This is a genomic window from Bacillus sp. UNC41MFS5 (genome assembly GCF_000686805.1).
Window position 1 is genome coordinate 298,760 of the sequence record NZ_JMLP01000005.1, and the last position, 22,675, is coordinate 321,434.

General features: G+C 40.8%; 25 protein-coding genes, 2 pseudogenes and 1 other annotated feature. Of the genes and pseudogenes, 24 read left to right on the forward strand and 3 right to left on the reverse strand.

Features of this window, described 5'->3' with window-relative positions; genetic code table 11:
• Window positions 1–78 precede the first annotated feature (78 nt).
• The 20 genes from BR30_RS0101525 to pheA all read left to right on the forward strand — a co-directional run bounded on the left by BR30_RS0101525 (window position 79) and on the right by pheA (window position 16,617).
• Window positions 79–1,173, forward strand: coding sequence for a hypothetical protein (locus tag BR30_RS0101525; protein WP_026563428.1), 1,095 nt, complete (start codon window positions 79–81; stop codon window positions 1,171–1,173).
• Window positions 1,174–1,311: 138 nt separating this feature from the next.
• A complete protein-coding gene (locus BR30_RS0101530) occupies window positions 1,312–2,670 on the forward strand; it encodes an IS1182 family transposase (RefSeq protein WP_026563429.1) in 1,359 nt (452 codons plus the stop codon).
• 279 nt (window positions 2,671–2,949) lie between these two features.
• Window positions 2,950–3,522 (forward strand): Maf family protein, encoded by a 573-nt coding sequence (locus BR30_RS0101535; RefSeq protein WP_026563430.1) that lies wholly within the window; start codon window positions 2,950–2,952, stop codon window positions 3,520–3,522.
• A gap of 42 nt (window positions 3,523–3,564) precedes the next feature.
• Window positions 3,565–4,254: a RadC family protein gene (radC, locus tag BR30_RS0101540; protein WP_026563431.1), complete on the forward strand. Its 690-nt coding sequence runs from the start codon at window positions 3,565–3,567 to the stop codon at window positions 4,252–4,254.
• A gap of 161 nt (window positions 4,255–4,415) precedes the next feature.
• A complete protein-coding gene (locus BR30_RS0101545; RefSeq protein ID WP_026563432.1) occupies window positions 4,416–5,438 on the forward strand; it encodes a rod shape-determining protein in 1,023 nt (340 codons plus the stop codon).
• Window positions 5,439–5,522: 84 nt separating this feature from the next.
• Window positions 5,523–6,404: a rod shape-determining protein MreC gene (gene mreC / locus BR30_RS0101550; protein WP_026563433.1), complete on the forward strand. Its 882-nt coding sequence runs from the start codon at window positions 5,523–5,525 to the stop codon at window positions 6,402–6,404.
• Window positions 6,401–6,919 carry a rod shape-determining protein MreD gene (mreD, locus tag BR30_RS0101555; protein WP_026563434.1) on the forward strand — a complete coding sequence of 173 codons (519 nt, stop codon included), beginning with the start codon at window positions 6,401–6,403 and terminating at the stop codon, window positions 6,917–6,919. Before mreC ends, mreD begins: the two co-directional genes overlap by 4 nt.
• A gap of 152 nt (window positions 6,920–7,071) precedes the next feature.
• Entirely contained in the window at window positions 7,072–7,752 is a 681-nt protein-coding gene (gene minC, locus BR30_RS0101560) for a septum site-determining protein MinC (protein WP_026563435.1), read from the forward strand.
• Window position 7,753: 1 nt separating this feature from the next.
• A complete protein-coding gene (gene minD / locus BR30_RS0101565) occupies window positions 7,754–8,557 on the forward strand; it encodes a septum site-determining protein MinD (RefSeq protein WP_026563436.1) in 804 nt (267 codons plus the stop codon).
• 123 nt (window positions 8,558–8,680) lie between these two features.
• Window positions 8,681–9,469, forward strand: coding sequence for a M23 family metallopeptidase (locus BR30_RS0101570; RefSeq protein WP_026563437.1), 789 nt, complete (start codon window positions 8,681–8,683; stop codon window positions 9,467–9,469).
• Window positions 9,462–10,331 carry a M50 family metallopeptidase gene (locus BR30_RS0101575; RefSeq protein WP_026563438.1) on the forward strand — a complete coding sequence of 290 codons (870 nt, stop codon included), beginning with the start codon at window positions 9,462–9,464 and terminating at the stop codon, window positions 10,329–10,331. Before BR30_RS0101570 ends, BR30_RS0101575 begins: the two co-directional genes overlap by 8 nt.
• A 4-nt stretch (window positions 10,332–10,335) precedes the next feature.
• Entirely contained in the window at window positions 10,336–10,491 is a 156-nt protein-coding gene (locus BR30_RS37615) for a hypothetical protein (RefSeq protein WP_231507603.1), read from the forward strand.
• 37 nt (window positions 10,492–10,528) lie between these two features.
• The gene (locus BR30_RS0101580; protein ID WP_026563439.1) at window positions 10,529–11,992 is read left to right on the forward strand and encodes an Rne/Rng family ribonuclease; all 1,464 of its coding nucleotides are present in this window, start codon (window positions 10,529–10,531) and stop codon (window positions 11,990–11,992) included.
• 69 nt (window positions 11,993–12,061) lie between these two features.
• Window positions 12,062–12,144, forward strand: a sequence feature (ribosomal protein L21 leader region).
• Window positions 12,145–12,157: 13 nt separating this feature from the next.
• On the forward strand, window positions 12,158–12,466 hold the full coding sequence (rplU, locus tag BR30_RS0101585) for a 50S ribosomal protein L21 (RefSeq protein ID WP_026563440.1): 309 nt from the start codon (window positions 12,158–12,160) through the stop codon (window positions 12,464–12,466).
• Between the two features lie 15 nt (window positions 12,467–12,481).
• Window positions 12,482–12,826 (forward strand): ribosomal-processing cysteine protease Prp, encoded by a 345-nt coding sequence (locus tag BR30_RS0101590; RefSeq protein WP_026563441.1) that lies wholly within the window; start codon window positions 12,482–12,484, stop codon window positions 12,824–12,826.
• Window positions 12,827–13,120, forward strand: coding sequence for a 50S ribosomal protein L27 (gene rpmA / locus BR30_RS0101595; protein ID WP_026563442.1), 294 nt, complete (start codon window positions 12,827–12,829; stop codon window positions 13,118–13,120).
• 207 nt (window positions 13,121–13,327) lie between these two features.
• Window positions 13,328–13,879 carry a Spo0B C-terminal domain-containing protein gene (locus BR30_RS0101600; RefSeq protein WP_026563443.1) on the forward strand — a complete coding sequence of 184 codons (552 nt, stop codon included), beginning with the start codon at window positions 13,328–13,330 and terminating at the stop codon, window positions 13,877–13,879.
• A 50-nt stretch (window positions 13,880–13,929) separates the two neighbouring features.
• On the forward strand, window positions 13,930–15,225 hold the full coding sequence (gene obgE / locus BR30_RS0101605) for a GTPase ObgE (protein ID WP_026563444.1): 1,296 nt from the start codon (window positions 13,930–13,932) through the stop codon (window positions 15,223–15,225).
• Between the two features lie 40 nt (window positions 15,226–15,265).
• On the forward strand, window positions 15,266–15,706 hold the full coding sequence (locus BR30_RS0101610) for an ACT domain-containing protein (protein ID WP_026563445.1): 441 nt from the start codon (window positions 15,266–15,268) through the stop codon (window positions 15,704–15,706).
• Window positions 15,707–15,762: 56 nt separating this feature from the next.
• Window positions 15,763–16,617, forward strand: a complete 855-nt coding sequence (gene pheA / locus BR30_RS0101615; RefSeq protein ID WP_026563446.1) for a prephenate dehydratase — start codon at window positions 15,763–15,765, stop codon at window positions 16,615–16,617.
• A 45-nt stretch (window positions 16,618–16,662) separates the two neighbouring features.
• Here the strand turns inward: pheA and BR30_RS0101620 are convergent, their stop codons facing one another.
• Both BR30_RS0101620 and BR30_RS0101625 read right to left on the reverse strand, forming a co-directional pair.
• Window positions 16,663–17,202, reverse strand: coding sequence for a transcription repressor NadR (locus BR30_RS0101620; RefSeq protein ID WP_026563447.1), 540 nt, complete (start codon window positions 17,200–17,202; stop codon window positions 16,663–16,665).
• Between the two features lie 55 nt (window positions 17,203–17,257).
• Window positions 17,258–18,409 carry an IscS subfamily cysteine desulfurase gene (locus BR30_RS0101625; RefSeq protein ID WP_026563448.1) on the reverse strand — a complete coding sequence of 384 codons (1,152 nt, stop codon included), beginning with the start codon at window positions 18,407–18,409 and terminating at the stop codon, window positions 17,258–17,260.
• Between the two features lie 125 nt (window positions 18,410–18,534).
• Here BR30_RS0101625 and nadB point away from each other — a divergent pair, with 125 nt between their 5' ends.
• From nadB to safA, 4 genes and pseudogenes are all read left to right on the forward strand, one after another.
• On the forward strand, window positions 18,535–20,118 hold the full coding sequence (gene nadB, locus BR30_RS0101630) for an L-aspartate oxidase (protein WP_026563449.1): 1,584 nt from the start codon (window positions 18,535–18,537) through the stop codon (window positions 20,116–20,118).
• Window positions 20,087–20,935, forward strand: a complete 849-nt coding sequence (gene nadC, locus BR30_RS0101635) for a carboxylating nicotinate-nucleotide diphosphorylase (protein ID WP_026563450.1) — start codon at window positions 20,087–20,089, stop codon at window positions 20,933–20,935. Before nadB ends, nadC begins: the two co-directional genes overlap by 32 nt.
• Window position 20,936: 1 nt before the next feature.
• Entirely contained in the window at window positions 20,937–22,031 is a 1,095-nt protein-coding gene (gene nadA, locus BR30_RS0101640) for a quinolinate synthase NadA (RefSeq protein ID WP_026563451.1), read from the forward strand.
• A 173-nt stretch (window positions 22,032–22,204) separates the two neighbouring features.
• Window positions 22,205–22,339 (forward strand): annotated as a pseudogene (gene safA, locus BR30_RS38780) (SafA/ExsA family spore coat assembly protein); the annotation flags it as partial.
• A gap of 167 nt (window positions 22,340–22,506) precedes the next feature.
• Here safA and BR30_RS38785 read toward each other — a convergent pair.
• A pseudogene (locus tag BR30_RS38785) lies at window positions 22,507–22,596 on the reverse strand (pentapeptide repeat-containing protein); the annotation flags it as partial.
• Between the last annotated feature and the right edge of the window lie 79 nt (window positions 22,597–22,675).

A 22,675-nucleotide genomic window follows, 5' to 3' on the forward strand; every position in this document is an offset into this window, starting at 1 on the left:
AAAAGTCTTGTTATTTTTTTTTGTCTTTATGATAGGATGAAGCCAATGACCCATCGGTAGAGAGAGGAGTACGGTTTCGTGGACAAGCCTAACAAAGGCAATACAATTAAGATCAAATTAAATGGAGAAAACCCGCACATTCAAGAAGTTCCTCCCAAAAATGAGATTGAAACTAACAGTGACCCTATTCCTAGAGTAATAAAAATAAATACGGAGCATACAGAATCAGAATCAGAATCAGATGTAATTAGTGAGACGGCGGCAGCACAAGAATCGGTTGACGAAAGTTTTGATTGGATTATTCCTGAGTCCTCCGACAATGACATTGAGGAGTTCAAAATAATACCGAGTCAAACGAGCAAAAAAACGTCTCTGCCCAAAATAACGACATTCACATCGAATATCAAAAAGAAAAATGGCCGGCCTTTAGGATCAATCTTAATTTCTGCAGCATTCGCTATATTAATCGGAACAACAATTGGTGTTGTGATGCTGAAGTTAGTCATCACATCACCATCTGAGAAGACGGTGACAACTGTACCCACTGAGGTCACGAACAAGCCTGCCAGCAGCACCGAAACGAAAACAGCAGATGCCAAAAATACTTCATCTGCTTCCGTCTCCCAGTTAACGACCTATGTCATTCAAGGCGGTGTTTTTTCGTCGGATTCTGGAGCTAAAGCAACTTCGGATAACCTATCCTCGAAAAATGTTCCATCCGAAACAGTAGAAATGGATGGCAAGTATTTTTTATTTCTAGGTGTAGCAGATTCGATAGAAGGAGCAAAAGCATTAGGGGCCCAGTATAAAGAAGATGGTATTGAAGATGTATTTGCTAAGCCATTGTTGTTAGATGAAAAAAAGTTCTCTGGTATCACGGATAAAGAAAAGACCTTTTTAAAAGCAATACCGACTATTTATAGAACGTTATCTCTTACCACTTCTAATGCGCTTGTGACCAAGGAACTTTCCGAGGAGGCTAGTAAAGTCCTTTCAGACATAGAAGCACCATTAAAAACTAGTGTGAAAAACGAAAAGATAAAAGATCTAAAAGCAGAATTAGTCAGTGCAAACGAAAAAGTGAAGGCATTTCAAGAATCAAAGGACGAGAAGAATCTTAGTGACGCACAGCAGCATTTACTTACCTTCATGTCAGTATATTTTTCTAAATAATCAATATCGACATTTTCCGGGAAATATAGCCTATCAAATTCTTGATAGGCTCAGACTGTAGACAAACTCGAAAAAAACGAGCTTGCCTACAGTTTTTTTGTTGTAAAATAGTAGTAATAAAATCTTGAGGTGATGACAATGCTTTCGAAACATAATTCTATTCAACGAGATCAAATTGAAATGATTGCTTTAGACCAGCTTGTACCAACGAACCATCTGGTTCGTAAAATTGAGTCGGCAATTGATTTCTCTTTTATTCATGACTTGGTGAAAGATATGTATTCAGAAGTAGGTCGCCCAAGTATCGATCCAATCATCTTGATTAAATTGACCTTCATTCAATATACCTTCGGTATTCGCTCAATGCGTAAGACGATTGAAGAAGTTGAAACAAACATGGCCTATCGTTGGTTCTTGGGTTACGGCTTCCATGATAAAGTACCGCACTTCTCCACATTCGGAAAAAACTATGAGCGTCGCTTTAAAGATACAGACCTATTTGAACAGATCTTCTATCGTATATTAAAGATAGCTACCGAGAAAAAGCTGATTAGTGCGGAGCACGTCTTCGTTGACTCCACCCATGTGAAAGCCAGTGCGAATAAACGCAAATTTGAAAAGAAAGTCGTTCGCAAAGAGACACGCGCATATCAAGAACGCCTTCAAGAAGAGATTAATCAAGATCGGGAAGACCATGGAAAAAAGCCATTCCCACCTGATAAGTTCGATAAGGATGATTCGAAAGAAATCAAAGAGAGTACAACTGATCCAGAGAGTGGTTACTACGTCAAAGACGAACGGACAAAACAGTTCGCCTATTCATTTCATGCGGCCGCAGACCGAAACGGTTTTATCCTCGGCACGATTGTGACACCGGGTAATACACATGATAGTAATATGTTAGAGCCATTAGTTGAACAAGTAGTTGAGAATGTCGGAAAACCTAAAGCTGTTGCGGCTGATGCAGCTTATAAAACACCTGCCATTACAAATTATTTATTAGAAAACGAGATAACTCCTGCTCTACCATATACACGCCCACGTACAAAAGAAGGGTTCTTCCGAAAACACGAGTATGTGTATGATGAACACTTTGACTGTTATCTTTGCCCGGCGGGTGAGGTCTTGAAATACTCCACAACGAATAAGGAGGGATATCGAGAATACAAATCCCCAAAACACATCTGTACTACATGTCCTTTATTAGCACAGTGTACCGAAAGTAAAGACCATCAAAAAGTGGTGACACGTCATATTTGGCAAGCATATGTGGAAGAAGCAGACCATCTCCGTCATCACAAAGATGTAAAACCAATTTATGCGAAACGCAAAGAAACAATAGAGCGTGTATTCGCAGATGCAAAAGAAAAGCATGGCATGCGTTGGACAACTTTAAGGGGACTTAAAAAATTGTCGATGCAGGCGATGCTTACTTTCGCTGCCATGAATTTAAAGAAATTGGCCAACTGGACTTGGCAAGGTCCACAAATTGTCTAAGTAGAAACCTCGGAGAGGTCTCCCTCTGACTAAATAGGTGGAAAAACAGAAAATAAGTCAAAAAGGGGTTCGGAATGTACACATTCCGAACCCCTTTTGTCGACAATCTGAGCCTATCAAATTCTTGATAGGCTTTTTGTCTTCCAAAAAAAAGAAAAAATCTGCATAATTTTACAAATTCCATCAAAATTTAATTATATAAAAATTGTTTGCTACTGTAATTTCTGATAGGATTGAATTGTATCTCCCTAATACGTACCATAAAGGTAAGGTGATCGAATGCAGAACCTCATTTTAGCCTCTTCTTCTCCACGGCGAAAAGAACTTCTAGAAACTCTCCGTTTAACATTCGCGATCTCAAGTAGTGAAGTTGATGAAAGTTTTGACCCAGCTCTCGCTCCTAAAGATGTAGTGATGGAGTTAGCCGACCGAAAGGCACAGACCGTTTTTAAAGAAAACCAGGATGCCTTTGTGATTGGCGCGGACACCATTGTTGTTGCGAATAATCAAATCTTAGGAAAGCCCGCAGATGAAGCAGAAGCGTTTGCCATGTTAAAAAGCTTGTCAGGTCGTCAGCATGAAGTTTTTACAGGTGTTTCAATTGTGTCGAAAACAGGTACAACTAAGTTTTATGAAAGAACAGAAGTTTGGTTTTGGGAGTTAACGGACGACTCAATACGGGCGTATGTAAAAAGTGGTGAACCGCTTGATAAAGCAGGTGCATATGGCATTCAGCAGCTCGGAAGCATGCTTGTCAAAAAAATAAATGGAGACTATTTTGCGGTTGTCGGACTGCCTGTTTCACGAACGATTAGAGAATTGAAAAAGGCAGGCTACCAGTTGCCGTATTAAACTTTTTTGTTCATTAACTCCCTAAATAAGGGAGGAAAAAAAGTGTCCACTAATACATTAATGATCCGTGATTTCCCTCAAGATGAAAGACCCAGAGAACGGTTTGTTCAACATGGCCCACAAAGCTTATCGAATCATGAACTGATTGCTATTTTGCTTCGGACCGGAACAAAAGATGAATCAGTCCTGCAATTATCGAACCGGCTGTTAACTCATTTTGAAGGATTACGTCTTTTAAAAGCAGCTACTTTAGAAGAAATGACCGAAATAAAAGGGATTGGTTCAGCCAAGGCCATCCAAATCCTCGCCGCCGTCGAAATTGGCAGGAGGATTTCTAACCTCGACTATAAGGACCGCTATGTCATCCGCTCCCCAGAAGACGGAGCAAAGTATGTCATGAATGATATGCGCTTTTTATCACAAGAGCATTTTGTTTGTTTATACCTAAACACAAAGAACCAAGTCATTCATAAACAAACCATTTTCATCGGCAGCTTAAACGCCTCGATCGTTCACCCCCGGGAGGTGTTTCGCGAGGCGTTAAAGCGGTCCGCCGCCTCAATTATTGCGGCCCATAATCATCCCAGTGGTGATCCAGCTCCAAGCCGTGAAGACATTGAGGTGACGAAACGGCTGGTTGAATGCGGAAAGATTATTGGCATCGATCTCCTCGATCATCTGATCATCGGCGAAAATAAGTTTGTGAGTCTAAAGGAAAAAGGTTATTTATAAACTATGAATTTATTTAACGTTGAGTTATAATAATGCTTATGATTTTTTAGGACTACTTAAGAACTACCTAGATAAATATTAAGAAAAAAGACAAGATAGTAAAGTGATTAATTACCTATTGGAGTTTTTGCATTACGGTTCAGAAAGGGAGATACAAAACTATGTTTGGAATTAGAGCAAGAGATCTTGGGATTGACTTGGGGACTGCAAATACCCTTGTATATGTAAAAGGAAAAGGAATTGTCCTGCGCGAGCCATCGGTTGTGGCGATGCAGACTGATACTAAGAACATTGTCGCGGTTGGAAACGACGCGAAAAATATGATTGGACGGACACCGGGGAATATTGTCGCACTAAGACCGATGAAGGATGGCGTCATCGCTGATTTTGAAACAACAGCGTCCATGATGAAGTACCATATTCGCCAAGCACAAAAAAGTAAAAACGTGTTTACTGGGAATCCTTACGTTATGGTCTGTGTACCTTCTGGGATTACCGCAGTTGAAGAACGTGCTGTCATCGACGCAACGAAACAAGCTGGGGCTAAGGATGCGTATACGATTGAAGAGCCATTTGCAGCAGCGATTGGTGCCAATTTACCAGTCTGGGAACCAACCGGCAGCATGGTGGTTGATATTGGCGGAGGAACTACCGAGGTCGCGATTATTTCATTAGGCGGAATCGTTACAAGCATATCGATCCGTGTCGCTGGCGATGAAATGGACGATTCGATTATTACCTATATTAGAAAAAATTATAACTTAATGATCGGGGACCGTACGGCAGAGACTATTAAGATGGAAATTGGCTCGGCTGGGGATGCTGAAGGTGTCGACAATATGGAAATTCGCGGACGAGACTTATTAACTGGCCTTCCAAAGACGATTGAAATCACGGCCAAAGAAATTGCCGGTGCATTAAGAGATACCGTCTCTGCTATTGTTGAGGCAGTCAAGAATACATTGGAAAAAACACCTCCTGAACTTGCGGCAGATATTATGGACCGCGGGATTGTTCTAACCGGCGGTGGTGCACTACTCCGCAATTTGGACAAGGTTATTAGCGAAGAAACGAAAATGCCGGTGCTGATTGCTGAGAATCCGCTTGATTGTGTGGCCATTGGTACAGGAAAAGCATTGGATCATATTCATTTATTTAGAAATAAATCAAGAGATTCGCGTTAGTTTAGATTGTGCTATTCGGCACATAAGGCATATTTCAAATTAAAAAACGATACTTTTTATCTAGAAAAATAGAGGTGTATAATCATGCCACAGTTCTTTCTGAATAAACGTCTGATTATTTTGCTTGTCAGCATCATTGTTCTCGTGGCATTGATTGGGTTTTCTTTAAGGGAGAGAAGTAAACTATCCTGGCCGGAGCAATTTCTAAAAGATACCACCGGCTGGGTTCAATCCCTGGTTTCAAAGCCTACTCATTTTGTGACAGGCTTTTTTGAAAATCTCCAGGATTTGCAAAATACATACGATGAGAATAAAGAACTAAAATCGCGGGTCGAAAATCTTGTCAATCTTGAAGCACAAGTACAAGAGTTGAAACAAGATAATAAAGAATTACGTGACATTCTCGGTGAAAAAAGAACCCTGAGAGATTTCAAACCATTACCAGCTACCGTAATTGGCAGAAACCCTGATCGTTGGCATGAAATGATTATTATCGACAAAGGCAAACTAAACGGCATCAAAAAAAATATGGCTGTTGTTACAGCAACCGGCTTGGTTGGTAAAGTCAAAAATGTAACACAATTTAGTTCGACCATTCAACTGTTAAGTGCAATGGATCCAAAAAATCGAATCTCTGCTGTTGTGCAGGGCAAGAAAGATGTCTATGGATTTGTCCAAGGATTTGATGACAAACGAAAATTACTATTAATTAAGGCAATACCATCCGGTGAAAAAATTGAAAAAGGGCAAAAAGTGATTACATCGGGCCTAGGTGGAGTCTTTCCAAAAGGGCTGCTGATTGGAAAAGTGGTTGATGTAAAGCCCGATCAGTATGGATTAAATCAAACGGCTTTAGTGCAGCCTGGTGCAGATTTTTATGATATCGAAAATGTTATTGTCATAAAAAGATTAATGACCCAGCCAGTAAATTTGGAATCAACAGATGGGAAGGAGAAAGATTTGTGAGAAAATTCCTTCTTCCTCTTTTATTTCTGTTGCTTTTTATTGTAGAAAGTCTTTTTGTGGAGTATTTACCCGAGAAGGTTTTCGGGTTTGAACGAATATTTGTCCCACACTTTCTTTTTATCGCCATTTTGTTTTTAACGATTTTTGTCGGAAGAAAACATGGAATTATTTATGCTGCCATTTTTGGACTATTATTTGATGTCGTATACGTTGAAATTATCGGGATTTACTTTTTCCTATTTCCATTTATCTCTTATCTGATATATAAACTATTGCAGGTTTTGCAAGCCAATATTATTACGGCATTTCTTGCGACCGTTCTCGGTGTCTCACTATTAGAGATTGGTGTTTATGAAATGAACTTTTTAATCCATGTAACAGACCTTGATTTTATCGGTTATATGAATTTGCGCTTTTATCCAAGTCTTATCCTAAATGCAGTGGTTACGCTCATTGCTGCCTACCCGTTAAAGTGGCTTTTTGAAAAACATTCGGAAGCAATAAGAGCTGAATGATTTTTGATAAAAAAAGAGGAGAATGGACGCATCGTGTCGAAATTTTATTAGGATAGTATGACTATTGATTCGGAATACGCTAGAGTGTTCATATTCCACTCGAACTGGCTTGTTTCGAAATTGCTTTCTTATTATGAGGTGAAAAATTCTCCATGAAAAAACGGCAAAATGTTACAATAAAAGGGACGAAGGAAGGACTTGTCCTTCATCTTGATGATAGTTGTTCTTACGAAGAACTAAAAAGGGAACTTGATCATAAACTTTCAGCCAACTCCAGTACACAGGATGAGCGTCATTTAACCTCTGTCAAAGTGGAAATAGGTAACCGTTATTTAACCGAACCACAGCGAGAAGAACTAAAAGAATTAATTCGCCAAAAAAAGAATTTTGTTGTGGATGAAATTGAATCGAATGTAATCACGAAGGATGAAGCTGAGGAATTATTGGCCGAAACGGAGGTAATGACTGTTTCTAGAATTATTCGTTCCGGTCAAGTCCTCGAAGTCCCTGGTGACTTGCTGTTAATTGGTGATGTCAATCCAGGCGGGACGGTCATTGCAGGTGGAAACATCTTTATCATGGGAATCTTAAAGGGGATAGCACATGCGGGCTGCTATGGCAATGATGAAGCGATCATTGCCGCCTCTAGTATGAAACCATCTCAGCTTCGAATTAGTGATTGTTTAAATAGTGAACCAGAAAGCCTTCAAAGCAATGAAAAGCGGGAAATGGAATGTGCTTACCTCGATGAAAACCGTCAAATCATTGTTGATAGATTACAAGTGTTAATCCAATTAAGACCTAATTTAACGAGATTAGAAGGGGGACATTAAAGTGGGAGAGGCAATCGTAATTACATCCGGTAAGGGTGGAGTAGGAAAAACAACAACTTCTGCTAATATCGGCACATCATTAGCCCTTCAAGGTAAAAAAGTATGTTTAGTAGATACTGACATCGGTCTTCGTAACTTGGATGTCGTCATGGGACTTGAAAATAGAATTATTTATGATCTCGTCGATGTTGTTGAAAAAAGATGCAAAATCCATCAAGCTCTTGTTAAGGATAAACGTTTTGATGGGTTATTATACTTATTGCCAGCAGCACAAACCGTTGATAAATCGGCCGTGAAGCCAGAGCAAATGAAAGAACTAATCATCGAATTAAAGCAGGACTACGATTATATTATTATTGATTGCCCTGCAGGTATTGAGCAGGGTTTCCAAAATGCCATCGCTGGGGCTGACAAGGCAATCGTCGTGACAACACCAGAGGCTTCCGCCGTCCGTGATGCGGACCGAATTATTGGTCTCTTAGAGAAACAGCCGAATATGGAGTCGCCTAAATTAGTCATCAACCGGATTCGAAATCATATGGTGAAGAATGGGGATATGCTTGAGATTGATGAGGTTACTCAGCATCTTTCTATCGAACTCATCGGCATTGTTGCGGATGATGATGAAGTGATTAAAGCTTCGAATCACGGGGAACCGATTGCCCTCAATCCGAATAACAAAGCATCGATTGCCTACCGAAATATTGCAAGAAGAATTCTTGGTGAATCAATCCCGCTGCAGTCACTCGAAAATACAGACAAGGGAATGTTTACTAAACTAAAGAAATTCTTTGGTGTCCGTTAAAAAAAGCGGCACTATATATCAGCCTGTCCACTCACTTGTGGACAGGTTGTTTTATTTTAAAGACATACTCTTTCATTCCTCTTCATAGACTTGTACAAATTAGTGTGAAAAGGGTGGATGGAAATGGCGCGGTCTACACCGGAAGAAATTCGGCGACGAATCGCAAAGCGAAAAAATGATAAAGGCACTACATCTGTAAAAAGTCCCGACCGCCAAATTGATTGGCCTAGTGACGATGAAAAATATGGCTTTAATCAGTATACCGCTCCAGGAGGGAGCGACGGCGAGGACGGGCATCCATTATTTAAGAAGGAAGTTTTCTTTTTCAAAATTTTGTCTTCTGTCCTCCTGTTTTTAGTGATTGGGATATTATTTCGGAACCATTCCACTGCCTTTGACCCTGCAAGAGCCATGGTGACTAAAACAATGGACCAGGATTTTAAGTTTGCGACCGTATCAAACTGGTACGAAAGCAAATTTGGGAAACCTTTAGCCCTTTTGCCTTTTTCGGATAAAGATCAAACGGAGAAAAAAGAGGTGACTGAAACAGAGTTTTCCGTCCCAGCTATGGGGAAAATCCTCGAAAACTTCGAAAAGAATGGGCAGGGAATTATGATTGAAACGGGAAAAGGGGCGTCCGTACAAACAATTAATGAGGGCTTTGTTATGTCTGCAGGTGTAAAAGAAGGTCTTGGGAAAACAGTCGTCGTTCAACATGCCGATAAAACGGAAACTTGGTATGGAAATTTAGATGAAATCAACGTTAAATTATATGAGTATGTCGAAAAGCGACAAGTAGTTGGCACCGTCTCAGGATCCACAGGTGAAGATAAAAGCAAAGGTAAATATTACTTTGCCATTAAAAAAGACGATAAATTTATCGACCCAATTCAGGTGATACGCTTTGAATAGAGCTATAAATTTACTACGACTGATTACTATTCATCCATTATTATGGATTGTCATTGCACTTGCAGTTGCCACAGCTCATTTCCTTGAGGTTTGCTTATTACTAGGAATCATTTTCATCCATGAATTGGGGCATGCAGCTGCGGCTTCTTTTTTTTCATGGAGAATCAAAAAAATTACCCTGCTGCCGTTTGGCGGGGTTGCCGAAATGGATGAGCATGGCAATCGCCCGTTAAAAGAAGAGATGATTGTCGTTCTAGCAGGGCCGCTCCAGCATGTGTGGATGGTGGCCTTAGCCTATGGTTTGATTAGCATGGACCTGATTTCTGTGGACCTTTTTCACCTGTTTTTTAGTTATAATCTGATGATACTCGTATTCAATCTCTTTCCTGTTTGGCCGCTTGATGGCGGGAAACTGGTATTCTTACTGCTTTCATTAAAAAGTTCCTTCCCGAACGCCCATCGCTTAACGCTTATCCTTTCCTTGGTTAGCTTGTCGATCTTTTCGCTCGTTATTGTGGTAGCAGCCCCAACCCATATTAATGTCTGGGTCATCATCGCCTTCCTTTATTTTTCGCTCTACCATGAGTGGAAGCAGCGCCGCTTTATCTTTATGAGATTTTTATTGGAGCGCCATTATGGCAAGAAATCAAGTCTGCAAACATTGAAACCAATTGAGGCCAATGAAGAGGATTTGCTTATTCACGTCTTAGAAAAGTTCCAACGCGGCTGCAAACACCCAATTATCGTCGAAGCCGATGGCAAGGAAAAAGGGATGTTAGATGAAAACGAACTTTTACACGCCTACTTTACCGAAAAACGCCTAACCGACAAAATCAGCGACCTTTTCTTTTCTTATTATTGATAATATGTTGACCTTCGTTCCTGGCACGAAGACTCCTGCGGGAGGACGGGGCAGGGGAGACCCCGCAGGAGCAAAGCGACGAGGAGGCTCCCCGTCACGCCCGCGGAAAGCGAAGTGCCTGGAACGGAAATCAACAGACAAGTTTAACGTAGCCAATTAAAAAGGTATAATGAAAAGAAAAAAGTGAGGTCGCTTGTTTGGAAACATTAATTATTAACTACAACTCACGGGAAAAGCGATTGGCTTATATAAAAGATAACCGTGTAGAAAATATCGTCTTTGACCGACCAGAACATCGATCACTGGTCGGTAATATTTATTTTGGGACTGTGACGAAAGTATTGCCTGGGATGAATGCCGTGTTCATTGATATAGGCGAGGAGAAAAATGCGTATTTACACCGGGATGTTCTTCCCTCGTATCTCCTATCCTCTGAAAAACAAAAAAACGTTAGCTCGTTCGTCCATCAAGGAGAAAAAATGCTTGTACAGGTTGATAAGGATGCGACTGGCACGAAAGGAGCCCGAGTAACGGGGATTATTGAAATCTCGGGGCTCAATCTCATTTACATGCCAAAGGGTCGTTATGTAGCCGTTTCAAAAAAAATTGCTGATGATAGACAACAAGCATCACTACGCCGAATCGGAAGTCACTTAAAGACAGACGAAGAAGGGATGATTTTTCGAACCTCCTCCCTTTCCAGTATCGAAGAAGAAATACACACTGAACTAAAAAACCTGCGCGAGCAGTATCAACAACTGCTGCAGAAAACGGCAGGCCTAAAAAAGCCAGGGATTGTTTTTCAAAAAGATACTTTCATCGAAATGATTTTGGATAAAGTGGGGAGAATGTCAGACGGAGAGGTAATCGTCGATGACTTACCACTAAAAAAGCTGGCTGAGAAGCAAAATAATCGGGTTAAACACAGTTATTACAATGGTAAGGAGAATATATTTTCAGTACATAAGATTGAGCATGAAATTGATAAAGCCCTCAAACGGATTGTCTGGCTTGATCAAGGCGCTTACCTGATTTTTGATGAAACGGAGGCGCTGACGATTATTGATGTGAACACAGGCAAATTTTCCGGGAAGACAGATTATCAGGAAACGGTGTTAAAAACAAACCAGATGGCTGCGAAGGAAGTCGTGCGTCAGCTGCGTCTGCGTGATATTGGTGGAATCGTCCTCATCGATTTTATCGATATGAAACGTGAAAAGGACAAGCAGGCTATTCATGATCTAATCGAATCGGAATTAACCAAGGACCAAAAAAGAACAAAGATTATTGGCTTTACCCCGTTAGGCATTCTTCAACTAACACGAAAGAAAACGAAGGTTACTCTTTCAGAGGCACTCGAGGTGAAGTGTCCTGTTTGTGATGGGACGGGCCGGATTCTCAGCCCAGAAACGGTTGGCTTTCGACTTGAAAGAGAGCTATTAGAGCACCGCTATTCTGAATTTGAAGCTGTCCTAGTGGAAACGACCGCTGAGGTGAAAGAACAGCTGCTAGGGCCGAATGAGGCCCATCAGGAAGCATTAGAAGAGCTGTTACATCTTAAGTTATTTTTCTCCATTCAGCCGTCTGCCCGCCATTATTATGTAATAAAGCAGTTAGGCAATGAAAATGAGATTGCTCAAAAAGGATTGGATTATAAATGATCTTCCTAAATTTCTATTGACACTTTTGCCTAGAATATGTTAGTATTTCAATGTTATGTTTGTAGCGCACCCGTGCTACAACCGCACAGAACAGGTCTTAAGTCTTTAACTTAAGTTTAAAGCGCCTGTGTATGGCGAGTCTGAGTTTATAAGGAGGTGCAGTTCATGTACGCAATTATCGAAACTGGCGGTAAGCAATTGAAAGTCGAAGAAGGCCAAGCTATCTACATTGAAAAATTAGATGTTGAAGCTGGTGAAACAGTTACTTTTGACAAGGTTCTTTTCGTTGGCGGTGAAAACGTAAAAGTAGGTTCTCCTGTTGTTGCAGGTGCTACAGTTACAGCTAAAGTTGAAAAACAAGGCCGTCAAAAGAAAATCATTGTTTTCAAGTACAAGGCGAAGAAAAACAACCGTAAGAAGCAAGGTCATCGTCAACCTTACACTAAAGTAGTCATCGAAAAAATCAACGCGTAAGGTGTTGAACTATAGATGATAAACATTACGATTAATCGTACTGAGTCCGGAACGATTCAATCATTTGAAATGAGCGGACATGCATTGTTTGCAGATCGCGGGAAAGACATTGTTTGTGCAGGCGTATCAGCCGTATCTATTGGTGCGATTAATGCGGTGCATGAACTAACTGGTGTCACACCTGATTTGGAACATCGGGCAGATGGTTTTCTCCGCTGTGTGATTCCGGAAACTCTTCCAGAAAACACGCAAGAGAAAGTGCAGATTCTTCTCGAAGGAATGGCTGTTTCATTACGGACGATTGAAGAAGAATACGGAAAGCACATAAAGATTACCTTCAAAAAGCAGGAGGTGGAATAAATGTTATTAAAATTAGATCTTCAGTTGTTTGCATCTAAAAAGGGTGTAGGTTCTACAAAAAACGGACGTGACTCTATCGCAAAGCGCCTTGGTGCTAAGCGTGCAGACGGACAATTCGTAACTGGTGGTTCAATCCTTTACCGTCAACGCGGTACAAAGATTTACCCAGGTGAAAACGTTGGCCGTGGAGGCGACGATACTCTTTTTGCAAAAGTTGACGGCGTTGTTAAATTTGAACGTGTCGGCCGTGATCGCAAAAAAGTGAGCGTTTATCCAGTAGCTCAAGAAGCTTAAGGATTCTTTGAAAACTCTAACCTGATTGGTTAGAGTTTTCTTTTTGCCAGCGAATTTTTCCTTCCATATTATACTTCGGGAAACGCTACGTAGATGCTTCTTTTTGCCTCTAATTAACTTTCATCACAAAATAAGCTTACTCATGGTTCATTTTTTGATATACTATCAGCAAACTAGTGTTGTGACACTTAATGTGGGAGTGTACGTATGGAGAAAGATTGGGATATTGTTGAAGTGCTGCGGCATGCTCGGCATGATTGGTTAAATAGGCTTCAATTAATAAAGGGGAACTTGGATTTAAACCGAATCGACCGGGCAAAAGAGGTCATCGATGAAATAATTATCGAAACGCAGCATGAGTCAAAGCTTTCGAATTTGAAAATGCCTTTGTTTGCCTCACTGTTGTTAAAATCAAATTGGGAGAATCCTTCCTTTAAACTTGAATATGAAGTCCTTCATGATACGAAAGTTCATCAAATCAATGAGGACCTGTTGACAAAGTGGACATCCCATTTATTTACATGTTTAAATGAGACGATTGAAGCCTTTCAAGAAAATCATTTATCCGTAACAATTGACCCGGAATCAAAGGGGATTCGTTTCTTTTTTGATTTTAGCGGGATAATAATAAAAAGCGAAGTAATGAATGAATTTCTTTCAGAACCAAATAGTCTACTTGACATCGTGGTCAAAGACTTATCAGAAAGCGAATTCGCATTAGAAGTTTATGTACCTTATCAAAAAAATAGGAAAAGCTAAAACACTTTTCGTGACATTTTTTGATTTGAAATGCAGACTGGAGGAATAAGATGTTTGTTGATCAAACGAAGATTTATGTAAAAGGCGGAGACGGCGGTAATGGTATGGTCGCGTTCCGTAAAGAAAAATATATACCAAAAGGCGGTCCAGCAGGTGGGGATGGCGGGAAAGGTGCCAATGTTGTTTTTGAAGTAAATGAAGGCTTGCGCACATTAATGGATTTCCGTTATCAGCGTCATTTTAAAGCACCACGTGGCGAGCATGGCATGTCCAAAAACCAGCACGGTGCCGGTGCAAAGGATATGATTGTCAAGGTACCGCCTGGAACAGTGGTGATAGATGCAGATACGAAAGAAGTGATTGCTGATTTAGTTGAAAATGGACAACAAGCAATTATTGCCAGAGGCGGCCGTGGCGGGCGTGGAAATTCACGATTTGCCACCCCTGCAAACCCTGCGCCAGAGCTTTCTGAAAATGGAGAACCAGGTCAAGAGCGGGAAGTAATCCTTGAATTAAAATTACTTGCTGATGTCGGTCTTGTTGGATTTCCAAGCGTAGGGAAGTCAACGCTTTTATCCGTTGTATCTTCGGCAAAACCGAAAATTGCTGAGTATCATTTTACAACGATTGTTCCGAATCTTGGGATGGTCGAAACAGAAGATGGCCGCAGCTTTGTCATGGCAGACCTACCAGGTTTGATTGAAGGGGCAAGTGAAGGTGTGGGCTTAGGGCATCAATTCTTACGCCATATTGAACGGACAAGAGTAATTGTTCATGTCATTGATATGTCTGCGATGGAAGGCAGGGACCCATACGAGGACTACCAGACCATCAATCGTGAATTAAGTGAATATAATTTGCGCTTGACCGAACGTCCGCAAATTATTGTCGCCAATAAAATGGATATGCCGGAAGCAGAGGAAAATTTGAAAAAGTTTAAAGAACAGCTCGATGAGGATTATCCGATCTTCCCGATTTCAGCAGTAACAAGAAAAGGTCTTCGTGAATTATTGTATGCTGTTGCAGATAAGATTGAGGAAACACCTGAATTTCCACTGGAGCATGAGGAAGAAGAAGAAACAACGGGTGTGCACCGTGTTCTTTATAAGCACGAGGCAGAACCGGAAGCATTTAAAATTACAAGAGAACCGAATGGCACATTTGTTGTTTCTGGTGAAAAGACAGATAAACTCTTTAAGATGACAGACTTCTCGAGAGAAGAATCCGTTCGCCGTTTTGCACGTCAACTTCGTGGTCTTGGTGTAGATGAAGCCTTGAGGGAAAGAGGAGCAAAAGACGGGGATATTGTGAAATTAATGGAGTTTGAATTTGAGTTTATTGAGTAGAAGGGAACGTGTCCAAAAGAGAGTAAGGTAGAGTGATAAAATGGATAAAAAATTTTATTTAGTGCGTGAAGATGTTTTGCCGGAAGCGATGAAAAAAACAATTGATGTGAAAGAGATGCTGGAAAGAGGGAAGGCAGAATCCGTTGCAGATGCTGTTCAAAAAGTCGATTTAAGCAGAAGTGCCTTTTATAAATACAGAGATACTGTTTTTCCTTTTTCAACGATAAAAAAAGAAAAGATTGTCTCGCTTTTCTTTCATTTGGAAGATCGCTCAGGTACGCTGTCACACTTGCTCAGTGTCGTTGCAAACTCAGGCTGCAATATTGTTACTCTTCATCAGACGATTCCGTTGCAAAGCAGGGCAAATGTAACACTCTCATTAAACACTTCAAACATCACGATGGAAATAGATGAGTTACTTGAGGTACTTAGGAAACTCGAATTTGTAGAGAAGGTAGAAGTGCTGGGAACAGGTGTGTAGGACAAACTACACCTGGCTCTCAGCGCTCTTTTTATAAAATAAGGAGTGGGGAAACAGTGAAAGTTGGATACTTAGGACCAAAAGCTACATTCACAGAATTAGCCGTAAAAAAGGTTTTTCAAGGATATGAACACGAGCCCTATCAAACAATTCCTGCAAGCATGGATGCCATAGTTGATAAAGAAGTAGAATTGGCTGTTGTTCCAATTGAAAATGCGCTAGAAGGCTCTGTGAACATTACCCTCGATTATTTAACACAGGAAGTCCAAATACCAATAATTGGTGAAATCACCTTGCCAATCAAGCAGCATTTGATGGTACATCCAGATAATCAGGAAAATTGGCAGGATGTCAGTAAGGTGTATAGCCACTCTCATGCGATTGCCCAATGCCATAAATTTCTACATAACCATTTCAAAGGTGTCCCATTTCAAAGCGTCTCATCAACAGCGGCAGCAGCATTAATGGTAATGGAACACCCTGATTTGAAAATTGCTGCGATTGCCAATGAACTGGCTGCACAGGAATACGGGTTATCGATTGTAAAAAGAAATGTACACGATTTTGATTATAACCATACGCGGTTTGTTGTTCTTTCCAAGAAAGAACTTGATTTTCAGGCGATTAGCGGATCAACCCATTATAAAACAACGCTGATGGTTACACTCCCATCGGACCAGGCTGGGGCTCTTCATCAGGTATTATCCGCCTTTGCTTGGAGAAAATTGAACTTATCAAAGATTGAATCGAGACCGATGAAAACAGGAATTGGCAATTATTTTTTCATTATTGATCTCGAAATGAAAGTGGATGAAGTATTGATTCCCGGAGCAATAGCAGAAATAGAAGCATTAGGCTGCGGTGTTACATTACTAGGCAGTTATCCATCTGTTTTGGTGAGTTTAGACTAAACATAAAAGGGACCCGATTCGGGTCCTTTTTATGTGTGGTTTTACTTATGATTCAATTAAAAAGCCTTCTGCTTTTAAGGCTGTTTCAGCTTCATCTAAGACTTGGGTGCTTGATGCTGAGATCGTGTGAAGGTGGATTCCCTCGGTTAGCTCAGATAATAGTGCTGCTCCTGTCTTTTGTATGTTTGCCAAGAATTGTTTCACCTCTTGGCGATTAGAAACCATAATTGACGCCGTCAAATCTCCATACACCTTGTGTTCAATTTTGACATCCTTCACTAGTACCCCATGGTCCACTAGCAAATTCAATTCTTTTTCGGTGTCATCAGGAGAATGCTTGCAGGCAATCGTTCTTTCAAAGGAATAAGTGCTGGTATTTTGCTTTAAATAAATATAACCTTGGCTCGTTGCAATAATGGGTTCATTCTTGGCTTTAAGGAGCGTGATATCACCGACAATCACCTGTCTGCTTACATTGGTTCGATTGGCCAATTCACTTCCTGTCACCGGGATAGGACTGTCTTTTAGCAGTTGTAAAATGAAAGACCTCCTTTCCTCTCCCAATATTTTTTTTTGCTCTACCATATAATTCCCCCTATTTTCTATTGCTGTTTCCCTATTTTAGCATAGTTTAATTTTTTTATATAACCGCAGTTGCCTTGAAGGCATGAACGATATTCACGATCCTCTCACCCAGTTCTATCACGTCTTCCAAGCTTGTTGACTGACCGAAAGAAATGCGGATAAATTCTTTTGCTTCGTCACTGGATAATCCTAGTGCCTGAGCCACTTTTGCCGGGGATTGCATGCCGATTTGACAGGCACTGCCGGTTGAAATGGCATATCCAAGCCGATTACATTCAAGCATCATCCATTGACCCTGAATACCAGAAACCCGGAGCCCGATGATATTTGCGAGTTGCTGAGAGGCATCGGCCGCTTGATGTATTTTCACCTTTTCTTTAATCGGCTCAAGTGTTTGAATAAAAGCTTTCCTCAGTAATCCATATCTATTTATATCCTCTGGCAATTTTCCGGTTATTTTCTGTGCAGCAACTGTCATCGCTGCAATGGCCGGAACATTTACTGTACCTGGACGGAATCCGCGTTCATGAGAACTTCCTGGAAAAAAAGGCTCCCATTTAAGTTGAGGATCGACGTATACTCCGCCAATTCCTTTTGGGCCATAGATTTTATGACCTGAAAAAGTAAAACTGCTGACAAGTGGAGCTAGTCTTTTTATATCTATTTTTCCAAACGACTGAACAAAATCACTGTGGAAATGGATTTCGTTGTCCTTGCAAATCTTGGCAATTTTACCGATTGGCTGGATGGTGCCAATTTCAGAATTCACATGCTGCAGGGTGATTAAAATGGTTTCTCGCTTAATTGAATCGACCAACTGTTCATGATCAATCAGGCCGTTTTCATTAAGCGGAAGCAAGGTGATTTCATATCCCGCTTCCTGTAATTTAGTTAGGACTCCATGGATGGATGAATGCTCCGCCATGCCAGCGATTATATGCTTACCCTCTTTTTTAGTGGAGGACAACAAAGCTTCGATTGCTAAAAAATTCGCTTCTGTCCCGCCACTTGTAAAGAACAGCCCATTTTTATCAATTCCCATTAGACTGGCCAATTCTTCGCGGCAATTTTCAAGTAAGGCAGCTGATTGTCCACCTATATCGTGGAGACTGCTGGAGTTGCCAAAGTATTCTGTTGCCACTTTTAAATACACCTCAGCTGCTTCGGGGTCTAGTGGAGTGGTCGCTGCATAATCAAAATATTTCATGATTCTTCTCCCATTCTTCTTATTTTAGGACGGGGTGTTTCTACTTTTCTATAAAAATACTTGTTTTTAGTTTAATTCTATGTAAATATATATGTCAAGACACCTGTTATGTCAGGAGGGTCAACATGACAAATGAAGATGTATTAATAATTGGAAGTGGAATAGCCGCCATGCAGCTGGCTGTTCAGTTATCTAGCCATTTGAATGTGAGGATACTCACAAAGGAAAAATTAAGAACGGCCAATTCTTATCTTGCTCAAGGCGGGATCGCGGCTGCACTGGGGGAGAACGACCACCCCTCTAAGCACGTGGTCGATACACTTGAAGCGGGAAGATTTCACAACAATCAAGATGTGGTTCAGGAAGTCATTACTGCGGCGCCGGAGCTTATCAAGAACATGGCACGACAAGGTGAGGTTTTTGATAAAAATCAACATGGTGAATTGTTTCTTGGGATGGAAGGGGCACACAGTGAAAAGAGAATTGTTCATGGCGGCGGTGATGCTACAGGTAAGAACGTCATGGAGTATCTGATCACTGAACTCAAGCAAAAGCAAAATATCACTGTCGAAGAAAATGTTTTCGCTTATGAATTACTCCTCAATAGCGAACAGAACATTTGTATTGGTGTTAAAGCGAAAACAGCCACCGGTTCCATCCAAAGATTTTATGGACAGCATGTCATCATCGCAACGGGGGGCTGTGGTCAGTTATATACTTATACTTCCAACGCCAAAACAGTTTCGGGTGATGGGATTGCAATGGCTTATTTAGCCGGCGCGGACATCGTCGATATGGAGTTTAACCAATTTCATCCCACACTTTTATATATAAACGGTGAAACAAACGGCTTAATTTCTGAAGCAGTAAGGGGAGAAGGTGCCATTCTCGTTACAGAAGATGGGACCCGCATCATGGAGGGGGTTCACCCCTTAAAAGACCTCGGACCGAGGCATATCGTCTCCCAACGAATATATGAATACTTGAAAAAAGGAAAACAGATCTATTTAGATATAAGTTCCATTGAAGAGTTTAGGAAACGATTTCCTTCGATTACATCCCTATGTGAAGACAACGGGATCCGGATTGCAGATGGGAAAATCCCTGTAGCTCCAGGCAGCCACTTTTTAATGGGCGGAATTAAAACTGATTTAATCGGCCGCTCTTCCCTAAATGGACTTTATGCAATTGGTGAAGCCTCCTGTACAGGTCTACACGGTGCCAATCGTCTAGCAAGTAATTCCTTGTTAGAGGGATTATTTCAAGGGGAACAGTTATCGAAGTGGATAAATGAAGTAACGAAAAGTCCCAAAGTTGAACCAAAACATCATGATTTTTATCTTAAAAAGAAGAAAGTCATTCATTTACCGCATGTCCAACAAATTAAAGATTCGATGATGGAACGGGTAGGAATTGTTCGTAATGAAGTGAATTTAAAGAAACAGCAAGCTTGGTTACAGCAATTCAAGGCCGAAACGATCCATTTAGATACGTGTACGACTCAACAGATAACAAAGATTTTTATGCTGGTCACTGCCAAGCTAATTACAGATGCAGCTTTAAAACGGACAGAAAGCCGGGGCGGACACTTTCGAAGTGATTGCCCAAAAGAAGATGATCACCATTGGTTAAGAAAATCAATCATTCATAACTTTAAACATGGAAGGGAAAAGTCCAATGAACACATTGAAACTGCGCTCGCAACTTGAGAAGTTTTTTATTGAGGATATCGGGGAACAGGATATTACCACTGATTTAATCTTTGCAGATGAAACAAAAGGAGAAATTGTTTTTCTTGCAAAAGACAATGGGATTTTTTGTGGAGAGGAAATTATTAAGACAGGGTTCCAGTTGCTAAATAACGAGATTTCCACGCGTGTGTTTGTGAAGGATGGCCAAGCAATCAACTATGGCGACAAGTTAGCCCAAGTTTCTGGGAAAATAGCTGATTTATTAAAAGGGGAAAGAGTGATCCTGAACCTAGTCCAACGTATGAGCGGGATTGCCACGCTCACACGAAAGACGGTTGATACACTGGATAGCGGCCATACGAAAATATGTGATACCCGGAAAACTACTCCAGGGCTTCGAATGCTTGAAAAGTATGCCGTTCGCTGTGGAGGCGGATATAATCACCGTTTCGGTTTATATGATGGGGTCATGATTAAGGATAACCATATCTCATTTGCTGGTTCCATTTCAAAGGCAGTGGAAGCGGTTCGAAAAAAGGCTGGTCATATGGTGAAAGTGGAAGTCGAAGTGGAATCGGAAAATCAGGTGTTGGAAGCGGTACATGCAGGGGCAGATGTAATCATGTTTGATAACCGGACTCCGGATGAAATTAAAGAATTCATTCAATTGGTTCCAGGGACGATTATTACTGAGGCGTCAGGCGGAATCCAATTAGCTAATATTGCTGATTACCGCGACACGGGTGTCGATTATATTTCCCTTGGGTACTTAACTCATTCTTACAAAGCACTAGATATTAGTGTTAAAGTGCAATGGAATAAAGGAGATGAGTAACATGAATCTACTAGCAACGTTACAAAAAAATATGATTCCTGAAAAATACAAACAAATGTCGAGAGAAGAGCTCGAAAACCGGGTCATTGAGGTGAAAAAGGAACTTGGTTCTCGTCTTTATATTCCTTGCCATCATTATCAAAAAGACGAGGTTGTCCAGTTTGCAGATGCCACTGGTGATTCCTTACAACTTGCACAATTATCAGCAAAAAATACAGACGCAGAATTTATTGTGTTCTGTGGTGTTCATTTTATGGCAGAGACAGCAGATATTTTAACGAATCAAAATCAAAAGGTTATCCTGCCTGATATGCGCGCGGGCTGTTCGATGGCTGATATGGCTGATCTTCAGCAAACTGAAAGAGCTTGGGAAAAGCTCCAGGAACTTTTTGGAGATACAATTCTTCCATTAACCTATGTTAACTCAACAGCAGCAATTAAATCGTTTGTTGGTGCACATGGCGGGGCAACGGTTACTTCTTCTAATGCCGAGACGATGGTTAAGTGGGCATTTGAAATGAAGGAACGAATTTTATTCTTACCTGATCAGCATCTTGGCCGAAATACAGCCGTCGAATTAGGGGTTGGCCTAGACGAAATGGCGGTTTGGAACCCAATTACGAATGAACTGGAGTTTGAAGGTGACACTTCAGAAATTAAGGTTATCCTTTGGAAAGGTCATTGTTCGGTTCATGAAAATTTTACAGTACAAAATGTGATTGATACTCGCTATAAATATCCTGATATGAAAATCATTGTTCATCCGGAATGCCGCCGCGAAGTAGTAGAATTAGCCGATATGGCAGGGTCAACGAGTTATATTATTAATGCTATCGAAAAGGCAGAGCCTGGAACGGCTTGGGCAATCGGTACAGAAATGAATCTTGTCAATCGCTTAATTCAAACTCATCCGGATAAAAACATCATTTCATTAAATCCGCATATGTGTCCATGCTTAACGATGAACAGGATTGACCTGCCGCATTTGGTCTGGAGCCTTGATACACTTGAGGAGACAAATAATATCATTCAAGTTAGTCCTGAGGTTGCCGAGAATGCAAAATTGGCGCTCGAGCGGATGCTAATTAATTCATAAATAGAGATAAAAAGATGCAATTTTTCCTGATTGCATCTTTTTATATTTCATGAATTCATCAGGCGGGATTCATATTCTTTTGAAAAATAGCATAAGTTTTTGTGAAGAAGGATAGCACTTTGCCCATTTTCACATAGACTATATGGACTTATGCCATAGGAGGGGAAATCAGAGTGAAGATCCATATCGTACAGAAAGGGGATACTCTTTGGAAGATTGCCAAGAAGTACGGCGTGAATTTTGAAGAGCTGAAAAAGATGAATTCACAGCTCAGCAACCCTGATATGATTATGCCCGGTATGAAAATAAAGGTCCCAACTTCAGGTGGAACAATAAAAAAAGAAGCACCATTGGGAACTAAACCAGGTACAAAAATCACTTTAGGAACGAAGAAAGAACAGCCGCTTGCTGAGCAGCCGTTAGTCAAAGAGAAACCCATAAAAGAAGCACCGATTAAGGAAGCACCAATCAAAGCAATGCCGATTAAGGAAGCACCAATCAAAGAAGCGCCAATTAAGGAGGCACCAATTAAAGAGGCTCCAATCAAGGAAGCACCAATAATCAAAGAGGCACCAATAGCACCTTATACTCCAAAAATGCCCCTACAAATCGTCCCAGAAATTGATATTAACAACTATTACATG

What these genes read in the sequence shown, in the direction of transcription:
- BR30_RS0101545 (WP_026563432.1), top strand. Translation starts at nt 4,416, where the DNA reads ATGTTTGGAATTAGAGCAAGAGATCTTGGGATTGACTTGGGGACTGCA.
- minC (WP_026563435.1), top strand. Translation starts at nt 7,072, where the DNA reads ATGAAAAAACGGCAAAATGTTACAATAAAAGGGACGAAGGAAGGACTT.
- BR30_RS0101625 (WP_026563448.1), bottom strand. Translation starts at nt 18,409, where the DNA reads ATGAAATATTTTGATTATGCAGCGACCACTCCACTAGACCCCGAAGCA.
- rplU (WP_026563440.1), top strand. Translation starts at nt 12,158, where the DNA reads ATGTACGCAATTATCGAAACTGGCGGTAAGCAATTGAAAGTCGAAGAA.
- nadA (WP_026563451.1), top strand. Translation starts at nt 20,937, where the DNA reads ATGAATCTACTAGCAACGTTACAAAAAAATATGATTCCTGAAAAATAC.
- mreC (WP_026563433.1), top strand. Translation starts at nt 5,523, where the DNA reads ATGCCACAGTTCTTTCTGAATAAACGTCTGATTATTTTGCTTGTCAGC.
- BR30_RS0101530 (WP_026563429.1), top strand. Translation starts at nt 1,312, where the DNA reads ATGCTTTCGAAACATAATTCTATTCAACGAGATCAAATTGAAATGATT.
- BR30_RS0101620 (WP_026563447.1), bottom strand. Translation starts at nt 17,202, where the DNA reads ATGGTAGAGCAAAAAAAAATATTGGGAGAGGAAAGGAGGTCTTTCATT.
- BR30_RS0101535 (WP_026563430.1), top strand. Translation starts at nt 2,950, where the DNA reads ATGCAGAACCTCATTTTAGCCTCTTCTTCTCCACGGCGAAAAGAACTT.
- BR30_RS0101590 (WP_026563441.1), top strand. Translation starts at nt 12,482, where the DNA reads ATGATAAACATTACGATTAATCGTACTGAGTCCGGAACGATTCAATCA.
- nadC (WP_026563450.1), top strand. Translation starts at nt 20,087, where the DNA reads ATGAACACATTGAAACTGCGCTCGCAACTTGAGAAGTTTTTTATTGAG.
- BR30_RS0101570 (WP_026563437.1), top strand. Translation starts at nt 8,681, where the DNA reads ATGGCGCGGTCTACACCGGAAGAAATTCGGCGACGAATCGCAAAGCGA.
- BR30_RS37615 (WP_231507603.1), top strand. Translation starts at nt 10,336, where the DNA reads ATGTTGACCTTCGTTCCTGGCACGAAGACTCCTGCGGGAGGACGGGGC.
- obgE (WP_026563444.1), top strand. Translation starts at nt 13,930, where the DNA reads ATGTTTGTTGATCAAACGAAGATTTATGTAAAAGGCGGAGACGGCGGT.
- BR30_RS0101600 (WP_026563443.1), top strand. Translation starts at nt 13,328, where the DNA reads ATGGAGAAAGATTGGGATATTGTTGAAGTGCTGCGGCATGCTCGGCAT.
- rpmA (WP_026563442.1), top strand. Translation starts at nt 12,827, where the DNA reads ATGTTATTAAAATTAGATCTTCAGTTGTTTGCATCTAAAAAGGGTGTA.
- BR30_RS0101610 (WP_026563445.1), top strand. Translation starts at nt 15,266, where the DNA reads ATGGATAAAAAATTTTATTTAGTGCGTGAAGATGTTTTGCCGGAAGCG.
- nadB (WP_026563449.1), top strand. Translation starts at nt 18,535, where the DNA reads ATGACAAATGAAGATGTATTAATAATTGGAAGTGGAATAGCCGCCATG.